This is a genomic window from Plantactinospora solaniradicis (genome assembly GCF_042658085.1).
GTDB classification, from domain to species: domain Bacteria; phylum Actinomycetota; class Actinomycetes; order Mycobacteriales; family Micromonosporaceae; genus Plantactinospora; species Plantactinospora solaniradicis.
This window is the reverse complement of record NZ_JBHSPR010000117.1, coordinates 1-706: the sequence shown is the minus strand read 5'-3', so window position 1 is coordinate 706 and position 706 is coordinate 1. Positions and strand designations below refer to the sequence as shown.

The following is a 706-nucleotide window of genomic DNA, read 5'->3' as shown; positions in this document are numbered from 1 at the left end:
CCCCGCCAACATTCCACCGCACCAACTCGATCATGACCGGGATTCGGACACCGGGGACATTCGACAGGCGGCCTGCCACCGACGCAGGCCCCCGGGTGCTGGCCGAACTCTCGGAGGCCATGAACGGAGGTATCGGCCTCGACGGGGACCGGTGGCCCGAATCAGAACAGGTGTCCCGCATCGTCCGCGCTGTCGGTCTCCGCATCGAACGGCTCCGTCCAGTGGCCGGTGTCGTGGAATCGGTCGATGGCCGCCCGCCAGGTCGAATAGTGAGGGTCGTCCATCGGCACGTCGTCACCGTCATCGGTGAGCGGTGGGGGTGGCTCGTTGCCCGAAAGGAAACCCCGGATGAAGTAGAGAGCCTGTTCCGAGCACATCTCGATCTCCTCGAGCGACACCCGGGTGTAGCTGCCCTCCTCCGGACAGTAAGCGCGCATGAGACCCCGGTGGGTGTGCGGATTGCCGACCAACAGGTAGTGCCGACCGCACGGGTCGCTGTCGTACCACAGCGCCGGATCAACATCAGCCGGTAGCGGCCGACCAACCGAGGAAGTCACCGAACCACTATGGCCGGGGTGGCATCAGATCCGGTGCCCTCCGGCCGGTGACCTGAGCCACGAGGCTCTGGGGCGCCTGCGGAGTCAATCCGAAGACGCCGCTGGCCGGGTCCCCCGTCAGGGAACCCGGCCAGCGGACGTACGTGCGT

At 66.9% G+C, this 706-nt stretch carries 1 protein-coding gene; it reads right to left on the bottom strand.

What is annotated here, in order from left to right:
• Positions 1-161 precede the first annotated feature (161 nt).
• A complete protein-coding gene (locus ACFP2T_RS47405; protein WP_377434522.1) occupies positions 162-557 on the bottom strand; it encodes a hypothetical protein in 396 nt (131 codons plus the stop codon).
• Between the last annotated feature and the right edge of the window lie 149 nt (positions 558-706).